We start from the raw sequence: 11,270 nt of genomic DNA, 5'->3' as shown, positions 1-11,270 counted from the left end.
TGTGCTCTGAGCTAAAGCACTATTAACAAGTTATAAACTGGTTGGAGCTGATAGCTTAGTAAAAAACCGGTTTATAGGTAAAAATCAGTATAAAATTTAGCTAAATGATAGACCCTGCATACAAGTACAAAGAATAATCTAGGTATTACAGATCACGATTTTACTAACCATAATAATAAATCAAGAAAGTGATGCTAAAAAGAGGGGTGCAGTTAGTAAAAAAGTGATCTTGAAGAGATAATATGGTTGTTTGAAGAGGAATTTCGCTAGTAAAGATCAGATTTTTACTAACAAAACAATCTGTCAGATCACTATTTAACTAAGTAAACAAGTCTGACAGATCATTATTTAACTAACTAATTAAAAGCACTTAATAACTTAGTTAATTGCTCTAAGCGTTTGTCTGTCATCACTTTATTGTCAATTTTGATAGACACATCGCCGCTTTTTAAATTGCGTTGTACTGATATAAATTTATTTTCTAGTACAGCTTCACGTTTAACGGCCACTTGTGGCTCAGCTGTTAAGCATTTAGTGATTGCCATTGCACGCTTGTCGTCGCTTGTAATCGCATTTAGCTCTTCATCGCTAGCTAGGGCTAAAACTAGTTGCTTAAACGCCTCTTGGTCGCGCTCCTTTGCGCTCACAAGCTTTTTAGCTACTTCACGACCTACATGATTTGCAGTAGGGTAAAGCGCAATAACATCGGCAGGTATTTGCTCATACGCCTTGATGGCATCTGCAATTGCAGTGTGCGATACACCTTCAATGGCGGCTATTTCTCTGTAAGATCCTTTTTTACCTTGTTCAATTAACTCATTTTTTGTTTGTTGGTAAGCTTGTCCCAGCTCCCATAAGCTCGGGGCAATGTACTGATCTGAAGATACGGCTAAAATTTTAGCATCTTGATCAGTAAAATCGCTTGAACTAAGTACCAAATAATCTGCGTTACCTAAAATACACGCCATACGACGGCGAGAGCCCGCTAAAACTAAGCTTGTTTCACCTTGATCCCAAAGTAGAGCAGGATGCTGATTACGGCCATCATCACGAATCGCAGGAAGAATATCTGATACTGACTTTTCGTTTAGCAGTGACTGTACACGGCGGTTTTTACCATATACACCTGTAGTAGATTCAATATCAGCGTGTGAGATCACTTTACAAACAAGCGTTATCTGGCGCCCAGGATCGCTCGGTGCCGGCATTCTAATTACATCGCCAGCATTGGCCTGTTCTAATAATGCGTCAAGGCTACTGCTACCTACAGCGGTTGCAAAAGGATCTAAGCGGGTGTCATTTTTACGTTTTTTAGCCATTTTTATTTAACATCCTTACTTAGGGGAATTGAGTGTTGACTGAGTTGACTGCCAATTTGAACGAATAAGCATCTCTAGTTCATCGACCACATCTTTAATATTTTCTTGGGCGCGCATTAACGATTCACGACTTGCTAAGCTGTCTGACGCTTTTTGATCAAAAATAGTATTAAAAGATGATGAACTTGCTGTAATTGCCGAGCTGTGATTAATTGGGTAGCTCATAACTTGGCGACCAAATGCACTACGGACATCTTTAACGATATCGCGCTGTGAGTGATTACCCTTTACATAGTTGGTAACTAAAAACTGCATAAAGTCCCAACCTTCGTGGCCTAGTGCCGCTACGGTATGGTAAATCTCACCTAATCGTTTTAAATATTTATTGTTAGCGTCAAAATCTACAGCTTCTGGGTGAACAGGGATCAACATTGCTGTAGATGCCATTAATGCATTATAAAACATAAAGTTAAGGGTAGGTGCTGTATCAATTAAGATAATATCAAATTCATCTTTAACAGGGTCAATAACTTTTTCGAGTAACTTATGGTAGTGACGAGTTTGCTCATAATTTGAGGTATCTTTGAGCAATGTTGCCGTTTCGTGCTCAAAGTAAAAATCATCCATACCTGAAGGCAAAACACGAATATTGGGGATATGCGTTGGTAAAAATGAATTAGATACAAATTCAGGCCATGTTTCGCCCTCATCTAAATCTATACAATCTCGCATTAAATCACCAACAGTAATAGGGTCATGCTCACTTGAAGGAAAAAAGCTTGAAGAAGAACCTTGAGGATCTAAATCTATTATACCAATGCGATAGCGCTTAATATTTGTCGTCGCAAGCGCTGCTGCGATATTAACCATACTAGTTGTTTTACCACAGCCGCCTTTAAGGGAGTTAATAACAATAACTTGAAGTTTGTCATCACCAGTACGATGATCTGGTTTAATATCCATAATATCGGCCATGGCAAAAATGTTTACTAACGTGTAAGCATAATGTCCATTAGCACCGCGTTTAATGTTTAAATCATCAAAGTCGCCATTGTCATGACGCCTTTTTAAAGTACGATTATTACAACCTAATAAATCTGCGGCTGCTTTTTGCGTATAGGTTCTTAATTCTTTTTCTTCTGATTTAAGATGCGCACGATAGTGCTGAATACGACCTTCTAATGATTTTTCAGCTACTTCGGCAGTTGCTTTTAAAAGCCGGTAGGTACTTAACGCGTTATTATTGATAGACATACTTTCTTCCTCAAAGTTAGGGAGTTAGTATAATGTCCATTCAATTTGCTGTAAACAACTATTTAAGACGACATGCATTTTAAAAACAAGACATTTAAAAATACTTTTACACCATTAATATTGCTTAGTATAAATAAAGAAGTTTAAAGGTGGTTAAATATATAAGGTAATAAAGGTTAAGGGCTTTAAATTGACACATAACATAATGATTTATATAAACAATGTTTAAAAAAGCAGATCAGCTTTATACTTGGTTAAGATCAGATCTTTATCTACCTGCAGATCAGCTTTTTACTAAGGCCTATTTTTAAAATAGAGTTATGCACAGGTTGCGCATAAAGTTATGAACAAAAAGAGCTTCGTAGATCAGCTTTTTACTAAGTAAATTATAAAGTTATGCACTTGTGCCACCATCAAAAGGTACGTTTAATTAGTATAGATCTGATCTGTACTTGGTACAGATCAGATCTATGCTAACTCGATAAGGCTTTATCCACAGGGCGATTTATTTTTACATGAATTTGTCGTGCTAAATTTTAAAATAAAGCGATTGTAATGGACAAAATAACAGCTGAGTTAGTAAAAAAGAGATTTGTAATAGCTCAGTTAGTATAAATATGATCTGAAATAAGAAGTTATGGACTCCACTTAGTAAAATAGTGATCTAAGCCTTTTATTTAAAGTCAGATCACTTTTATACTAACTTAAACATTTAACTTTTGCTGCTTAATGTGTTGTTATGAGCTGTCGCAATAAAAATGGAAATAAGAACAATGAGCCGAAAGGTCAACATCTCGGTAGATAACTTGCCCGATACACTTAGGGGCCAAATCCACGGGGTGGAAAGTGCAATAGATAACGAAAGTTTAGCACTATTTACAGATAACAAAGACGTGCGAATTTCTATTGAAAATGCAGCTCATGGATTACGTGCATATTCAAACACGTTTAATCATTATGATTTATGGGGACGTTTTGTACGTTCTGGCTATAAAAAATTACCACTTGAAGAAGCACCTAAAAAAACAATTATCACGCGTAAAATATCTGAAAAAGTAGATGGTATTTTATACGATGGCGAAATAAAAATAACTCCCGCTGTTGTAAGTACGCGCAAAGATGGCGAAGACGTAGAATACCTTGTCTGGCCATCAGATAGAGAAGAAAAAGTTGAACGCGCACTTATTCGTTTGGCCTCTAAAGGCAAAATAGTCAAAATTAATTTTAAGTCCGGTATTCAATACGCGGTTGTTTTTTCTATGAACGAATTAGCCCAAGAGCTTAAAGCGGTAGGGCAGTCTATGCCATATCCTGCAATTAAAGAATCTCTTGAAGCATTGCAAGGTTCTAAACTTTCGTTTAAATATTCTGCAACAGATACTAAAAATTCTGATATAGATGATTCGTTTTACGAGTCAAATATGAACTTTTTATCGTCACTTCATTTTAGCGGCAAGAAGGGTCAGGGTGGCAATGTAAAATGTGTCGCCTGTTTAAATGCATTTGTTCATAACATGATTGATAACCTTGAATACAAAGGTTATTACTTTAATAGTGCACAAGAATTAAAACGTGGATTATCGCGTTGGATGATGCTGCGTTTGTACCATCTTTGGCGTTATGCTGCGCCAGGTAAAACTTATCATTTTAGACTGCTGTCTATCATGGAAAAATATGGCTCTATTTATTCAACGGATGATATTACCGAAAATAAATTAAAAGCGCTGCGTCGTGATATGACCACTACTATGAAAGACTTGATTGAAAAAGGCGCAATATCAGAATACAGTATTACTAATGTAAAAGATGATAAAACAGGCAATATTATTGATTACACCTACGAAATGCATCCATCTGATCAGTTTTGTGATGAAATACTTACACTGAATAAACACAACAAACGCATTGAAATTCAAGGTGGTAAACGAATTGTTGAAAATGCAGTGCTGATTGATGAAGATAAAATCGAAGAGATAGTAGAAAAGTAATAAACACTATTTAAATACTTAAACACATTACCAAAAAGGCCACGTATTGTGGCCTTTTTAACATAACCACTATCGTTCTACCTGCTCTAAATATAGCCTATCGACTAAAAAATCGTACTCGCGTTTACGCGGGTGAGCTTCTGGTTTTTGATAGTCAGGTAATATACCTAATTTTACGTCTGGTTCTGGATTAATCAAAATAAAGGGCAATGCGGCACTAACATGATAGCGGTTTTGTGCAGTATATCTCACATTAACTTGTGGGCTTACACGAGTGGGGCGACGAATCCTTAGTTTTTCTTTTTCACCTAAGCTAGCAACTCGTAACTGTTCTTGAGTTACAAGTGATTGCCATTTTTGTTGATCAATCATTCTTGGATTTCTATAACCGGCCGATTTATCGAGCATTTCGAGAGCCATTTTTTTAGTCAGCGTTTTAGTTGCGTGTTTGTGCATCCAAGTAAACCTAACCGAAAATGGCGATTCGCTTTCACTATGAATTTTACGATATGCGGCAAGCGTTATTAAATTTGGTATAGCATTGTGAACTGCTTCAAATCGAGCATCGTTGCTATCAATAGCTAAAATACATTCTTTAAACGTAGCTTTAGCTTTATTTACTTGAGCTATACGATTATTTAAAGCTTGTTTATCTGCACTTTTAATAACGAGCAAACCAGGGTGCCTTTTTAAAACACGACTGCTTAATCCTGATTTTTTATACATGTCTGAAAAAGAGTTTAGGATTGCTTTTTGAGCAGGTACTCCAGTGATTTTAGAAACAAGTATAGATTCTGGAACTTTACTCTCATCGAAACTACTTACATCTGGTAATTGATAATATTCCGCTTTGGAGAATTCACACTCTTTTAGTTCTTCAATCAACCTCAAAGTTAATTCGTTCATTAAATCAAACTGACTTCTAATTTGTACTTTAGTTACCATTACACACCTCAAAGAACACATCTTACTAGCCTTATATTATTACATGCATTATGTTTTGTCTAAATAAATAACAAATAGTACTCGGAGCTTATATTAACATAATGAGTAAAGTTAGTATGATGTGTTCTTTAAGGTGAGAATATATAAATGAAGAAAGATTGAAACTCCTTACTAATTCATATGACATTGGAGTATTTACTTTGTCGTATATAAAAAGACTAATACGCCAAGTGCTAGATTATCTAAGTAATAGGTGGTAAAACTAAGTTTAGAAAAATGAGTTAAGCGGAGTTATATAATTTCATATATTTATCTAACCGTCTTAGCATTCATTATTATTTATAATTACTGACTCATATTACACCGAGTTGGCAGTATGGTGACAGGCTAAAGGTTACAATGACTACAAATGCTTTTTGATATCAGTTCCTCTTTAAAGGGACTTCTAGCAGTAGGGGCTTTAATCATGATGAATTGTAAATTAGCACTATCACTTTGAAGAGAAAACTTAATGGCCTACCACGCCTTTAAGTTGTGGCACTTGTGAATATAGTTCTGCATACGAGTGCTATACAAGACTATGCGTCTAGGATTTAAAGCGCAGATAAATGATTACCACAAACGCTCATATCATACATTAAGGTCTGCACATAGCATTTGATAGCTTTTAATTAATTACCAGCGTAAAGTTAAGATTACAGAAGCTGCCATTTAAGTATGATGTGTTCCTAGCTAAATTACGTATAACATACCCTTATGTACTATTTATTCTCAATGCGTTAAAATTATAAATAGTTATCTCTAAGCACATGTATTTAAACACTTTAGTTTCTTCGAAATAAAACTAAAGTGTATGTTATATAACCACCTAGGTTAAATAAGATTACTATTATACTTAACTCATAACTAAATAATTGGAAAATAGTGAATTTAGTCCTTGAACATAGGGGCCTGCATACGTTAATTTCTTCTTATCAGGTAATGTAGGAATGAGGAAAAATTATGCAATCGTGGAACCCAAATAGCTGGAGAGAGCTGCCAATACTGCAGCAGCCACAGTACCCGGATCAAGAAATACTAAAATCAGTTGAAGGCCAATTAAAGACGGCTCCGCCTTTAGTTTTTGCTGAAGAAACTAGAAGTTTATTTAAACAACTTGAAGACGTGTGCGAAGGTCGTGCATTTTTACTTCAAGGTGGTGACTGTGCAGAATCATTTAGTGACTTTAATGCCGCTAATATTCGCGATACGTTCAAAACAATCTTACAAATGGCTGTTGTATTAACTTACGGCGGTAAATGCCCTGTAGTTAAAATTGCGCGTATGGCGGGTCAATATGCTAAACCACGTTCAGCAGACTTAGAAACAATTAATGGTGTGTCTTTACCATCTTATCGTGGCGACATCATTAATAATATTGAGTTTACGGAAGAAGCGCGTATCCCAGATCCACAACGTTTAATGACTGCATATCACCATAGCGCGGCAACATTAAACTTATTACGTGCATTTGCACAAGGTGGCCTTGCCGATCTTCACCAGGTTAACCGTTGGAACATGGGCTTTGTAGCTGCAAACCCACTTAAAGAAAAATACCAACAACTTGCAGACAAAATTCAAGACGCACTCGAATTTATGGAAGTGTGCGGAATTAACTCTACAATTGCGCCAAGCTTAAAAGAAACTGATTTATATACCTCTCACGAAGCATTACTACTTGGCTACGAAGAAGCCCTTACTCGTCGCGACCACTTATCAGGTGACTGGTACGATTGTTCTGCTCATTTTGTATGGATTGGTGAGCGTACACGTCAACTTGACCATGCACATATTGAGTTTTTCAAAGGTATTAAAAATCCAATCGGTGTTAAAGTTGGCCCAGGTATGGAACCTGATGACCTAATTCGTTTAATTGATGCATTAAACCCAGATAACATTCCTGGTCGCTTAACGCTAATTACACGCATGGGTGCAGACGTACTTCCAGAAAAACTTCCAGCCCTCGTAAGAAAAGTTCAGCAAGAAGGTCGTAAAGTAATTTGGAGCTCTGATCCAATGCACGGCAATACTGAAAAAGCGACGTCAGGATACAAAACGCGTAACTTCGACAATATCATGCGCGAGATCAGCCAATTCTTCGCTGTTCATAAAGCTGAAGGTTCATACGCAGGTGGTGTTCATCTAGAAATGACAGGCCAGCACGTAACAGAGTGTACTGGTGGTGCTTACGGTTTATCAGACGATGACTTAGCACAGCGTTATAAAACGCAGTGTGACCCACGTCTTAATGCCGACCAAGTATTAGAGTTAGGCTTTTTAGTAGCTGACTTACTAAAAGACGCACGTAAATAATATTTGTTAATATTAAAAAAACCGCTTAAATGCGGTTTTTTTTGTTTTTAGTTTCATCAATTAGTTAGTACTTACGTCGCTCTAGGTCTGTCTCTGTCAGTATCTTTGCAGATATCTCTTCTACCGAATGATGCGTAGAATTAAAATAAGCAATTTTATGGCGCTTATAAAGCATTTCTACTTCACGCACCTCAATACGACACTGTTTAATAGATGCATACTTAGAATTAGCCATACGTCTATGCCTTATAGCCGCAAGTCTTTCAGGGTCAATCGTAAGCCCAAATAACTTATGTTTATAAGGAATTAAGCACTTAGGTAAACCCTCATTATCTAAGTCTTCTTCTGTAATAGGATAGTTAGCAGCTTTAATGCCATATTGTAGCGCTAAGTATAAGCTGGTTGGTGTTTTACCACTTCGGCTAACACCAATTAAAATAATGTCAGCTTCAGAAAAGTTTTTAATATTGCCGCCATCATCATTCATAAGTGCATAGTTAACTGCATCAATTCTAAAATCATAACTTTTTTCATGAATAGAATGCGTGCGGTGCATTTTTGGAACAGGGGCTACATCTAGTTCTTTTTCTATTTTTTCGCTGTATGTAGTTAAAAAATCATAGGTCACTGCATCAGCCGATTTTATAATTTCACTCAAACTATGATTTACAAAAGTAAAAAACACGAAAGGCTTTTCGCCGGTTTTTGCAGCTGTCGCATTAATTAATGCTTTAATTTCGCGGGCTTTTTCTTCAGTTTCTACAAATGGAATTGTTTTATGATTAAAATCGATAGGGAACAACGACAAAGTAGCATGCCCAAACACTTCTGAAGTAATAGCTGTTCCATCTGATATATAAAAAGCAGTTCTCATAATTAACCTTTTTATTGCGTTTAAATCCCTAAAATGGGTTTCTCACGGTTTACGTGAGGACTATTGCCAGTGTAGAATGATGGTGACCTTTATAAAAGGTTTTCTTTCTTAACTCTCACAGTTAGACCTACAATTAGTTTTTTTTGGAGAAAGATCCGTGCAAGAATACGTTCTCTGGTATCAAGAGCTTGGTATGCAAGATGTTCCTCGAGTTGGCGGTAAAAACGCATCACTTGGCGAAATGATTTCAAACCTAGCAAACGCTGGTGTACAAGTACCGGGTGGTTTCGCAACTACCGCAGATGCTTTTAATGAGTTTTTAGATCAATCAGGACTCACAGCAAAAATTCACGACATTCTAGATACACTTGATGTTGATGATGTAAATACACTCGCTAAAGTCGGTGCAAACATCCGCCAATGGATAATCGACACACCATTCCAACCAAACCTAGATCAAGCCATTCGCGACGCATATAGCCAACTCCACGGCGACACTACAGCAGATGTTTCATTTGCAGTGCGTTCATCAGCTACCGCTGAAGATATGCCAGATGCATCATTCGCAGGCCAGCAAGAAACTTTCCTAAACGTAGTTGGTATCGATTCAGTAATGGTCGCTATTAAACACGTATTTGCTTCATTATTTAACGACCGTGCAATCTCGTATCGTGTTCACCAAGGTTACGATCACCGTGGTGTAGCATTATCAGCGGGTATTCAACGCATGGTACGTTCAGATAAATCAGCATCTGGCGTAATGTTTAGTATTGATACAGAGTCTGGTTTTGAAGACGTTGTATTTATTACATCAAGCTACGGCTTAGGTGAAATGGTTGTACAGGGCGCAGTTAACCCTGATGAGTTTTATGTTCATAAACCAACACTCCTAAAAAACAAACCTTCAGTAGTACGTCGTAACATTGGCTCTAAAGCCATTCAAATGATTTACTCAGAAGACAAAGCACATGGTAAGCAAGTAGACATCGTTGATGTTGCCCCTGAGCTTTCAAATAAATTTTCGATTACAGATGAAGAAGTGCAAGACCTTGCCAAGCAAGCTGTAATCATCGAAAAACATTACGGTCGTCCAATGGACATCGAATGGGCAAAAGACGGTAACGACGGCAAACTATATATAGTTCAAGCTCGTCCAGAAACGGTTCGCTCAAACGAAGACGCTAACGTTATGGAACGTTTTCAATTAAACGGTACTAGCAACGTCATTGTTGAAGGCCGTGCAATTGGTCACAAAATTGGTAGCGGCGTTGTACGTGTTCTTGATTCAATCAAAGAAATGGATCAGGTACAAGTAGGCGACATTTTAGTAACCGATATGACCGACCCTGATTGGGAACCAATAATGAAACGTGCAGCAGCGATTGTTACAAATCGTGGTGGGCGTACATGTCACGCGGCAATCATTGCACGTGAACTAGGTATTCCAGCAGTTGTTGGTTGTGGCAACGCAACTGATTTAATTAAAACGGGTCAAGAAGTAACCGTATCGTGCGCCGAAGGCGATACCGGCTTTATTTACGAAGGTATTTTAGATTTTGAAATACTAACGTCACGCGTTGATAAAATGCCAGAACTACCAATGAAAGTTATGATGAACGTGGGTAACCCCGATCGTGCATTTGACTTTGCACGCTTACCGCATGCAGGTGTTGGCCTTGCGCGAGTTGAATTTATTATCAACCGTATGATTGGCGTTCATCCAAAAGCGTTATTAAATTTTGATGCTCAAACAGATGCATTAAAAGCAGAAATCACAGATATGATTGCCGGTTACGAATCACCAGTAGAGTTTTATATAACAAAACTGGTTGAAGGTATTTCTACTCTAGGTTGTGCATTTGCACCAGAGCGTGTAATTGTTCGTATGTCTGATTTTAAATCAAACGAATACGCAAACCTAGTTGGCGGCCAGCAATACGAGCCGGAAGAAGAAAACCCAATGATTGGTTTTCGTGGTGCCGCACGTTATATCTCAGAAGATTTCCGCGATTGTTTTGCACTAGAGTGTGAAGCTATTAAACGCGTTAGAAATACAATGGATATGCAAAACATAGAAATCATGATCCCATTCGTACGTACCCTTGAAGAAGGCAAACGCGTAATTGAACTACTAGAAGAGCATGGCCTTAAACGTGGCGAAAATGGTCTTAAAGTAATCATGATGTGTGAGCTTCCTTCAAATGCATTACTTGCTGATGAATTTTTAGAAATGTTTGATGGTTTTTCTATCGGCTCTAACGATTTAACACAGCTAACGCTTGGTCTTGATCGCGACTCTGGTTTAATTGCACATTTATTTGATGAACGTAATCCAGCAATTAAAAAGCTACTTTCTATGGCTATTAAAACAGCTAAAGAAAAAGGAAAGTACGTTGGTATTTGTGGACAAGGTCCTTCAGATCACGAAGACTTTGCAGCATGGTTAGTAGAGCAGGGCATTGACTCTGTTTCATTAAACCCAGATACAGTAATAGAAACATGGTTGTACCTAGCTAAAAAATTAGCAAAGTAACAAGT

The 11,270-nt window shown here is 37.4% G+C and carries 7 protein-coding genes; 3 read left to right on the top strand and 4 right to left on the bottom strand.

Annotated elements, in window-relative coordinates:
• Nucleotides 1-356: 356 nt before the first annotated feature.
• Entirely contained in the window at nt 357-1,319 is a 963-nt protein-coding gene (locus I6E80_RS07485; protein WP_024597881.1) for a transcriptional regulator, read from the bottom strand.
• 15 nt (nt 1,320-1,334) lie between these two features.
• Nucleotides 1,335-2,573, bottom strand: a complete 1,239-nt coding sequence (locus I6E80_RS07480; protein WP_024597882.1) for an AAA family ATPase — start codon at nt 2,571-2,573, stop codon at nt 1,335-1,337.
• Between the two features lie 773 nt (nt 2,574-3,346).
• Between I6E80_RS07480 and I6E80_RS07475 the strand changes: the two genes are divergently transcribed.
• Complete coding sequence (locus I6E80_RS07475) at nt 3,347-4,561, top strand: hypothetical protein (RefSeq protein ID WP_024591590.1); 1,215 nt, start codon at nt 3,347-3,349, stop codon at nt 4,559-4,561.
• A 69-nt stretch (nt 4,562-4,630) separates the two neighbouring features.
• On the opposite strand, the gene I6E80_RS07470 is transcribed toward I6E80_RS07475, so the two are convergent.
• Nucleotides 4,631-5,506, bottom strand: coding sequence for a DNA replication terminus site-binding protein (locus I6E80_RS07470; protein ID WP_197185228.1), 876 nt, complete (start codon nt 5,504-5,506; stop codon nt 4,631-4,633).
• Between the two features lie 1,002 nt (nt 5,507-6,508).
• Here I6E80_RS07470 and I6E80_RS07465 point away from each other — a divergent pair.
• Complete coding sequence (locus I6E80_RS07465; protein WP_024597884.1) at nt 6,509-7,858, top strand: class II 3-deoxy-7-phosphoheptulonate synthase; 1,350 nt, start codon at nt 6,509-6,511, stop codon at nt 7,856-7,858.
• 64 nt (nt 7,859-7,922) lie between these two features.
• Here I6E80_RS07465 and I6E80_RS07460 read toward each other — a convergent pair whose 3' ends face one another.
• Nucleotides 7,923-8,732 (bottom strand): pyruvate, water dikinase regulatory protein, encoded by an 810-nt coding sequence (locus tag I6E80_RS07460; RefSeq protein ID WP_024597885.1) that lies wholly within the window; start codon nt 8,730-8,732, stop codon nt 7,923-7,925.
• Between the two features lie 157 nt (nt 8,733-8,889).
• Between I6E80_RS07460 and ppsA the strand changes: the two genes are divergently transcribed.
• The gene (gene ppsA / locus I6E80_RS07455; RefSeq protein WP_197185227.1) at nt 8,890-11,265 is read left to right on the top strand and encodes a phosphoenolpyruvate synthase; all 2,376 of its coding nucleotides are present in this window, start codon (nt 8,890-8,892) and stop codon (nt 11,263-11,265) included.
• The last annotated feature ends 5 nt before the right edge of the window (nt 11,266-11,270 follow it).

Source organism: Pseudoalteromonas sp. NSLLW218, assembly GCF_015864775.1.
Taxonomy (GTDB): Bacteria; Pseudomonadota; Gammaproteobacteria; order Enterobacterales; family Alteromonadaceae; genus Pseudoalteromonas.
This window is presented reverse-complemented; position numbering and strand designations above follow the sequence as displayed.

Excerpts from the sequence above, each read along its gene's own strand:
- I6E80_RS07465 (WP_024597884.1), top strand. The coding sequence starts at position 6,509 with ATGCAATCGTGGAACCCAAATAGCTGGAGAGAGCTGCCAATACTGCAG.
- I6E80_RS07480 (WP_024597882.1), bottom strand. The coding sequence starts at position 2,573 with ATGTCTATCAATAATAACGCGTTAAGTACCTACCGGCTTTTAAAAGCA.
- I6E80_RS07470 (WP_197185228.1), bottom strand. The coding sequence starts at position 5,506 with ATGGTAACTAAAGTACAAATTAGAAGTCAGTTTGATTTAATGAACGAA.
- I6E80_RS07460 (WP_024597885.1), bottom strand. The coding sequence starts at position 8,732 with ATGAGAACTGCTTTTTATATATCAGATGGAACAGCTATTACTTCAGAA.
- I6E80_RS07485 (WP_024597881.1), bottom strand. The coding sequence starts at position 1,319 with ATGGCTAAAAAACGTAAAAATGACACCCGCTTAGATCCTTTTGCAACC.
- I6E80_RS07475 (WP_024591590.1), top strand. The coding sequence starts at position 3,347 with ATGAGCCGAAAGGTCAACATCTCGGTAGATAACTTGCCCGATACACTT.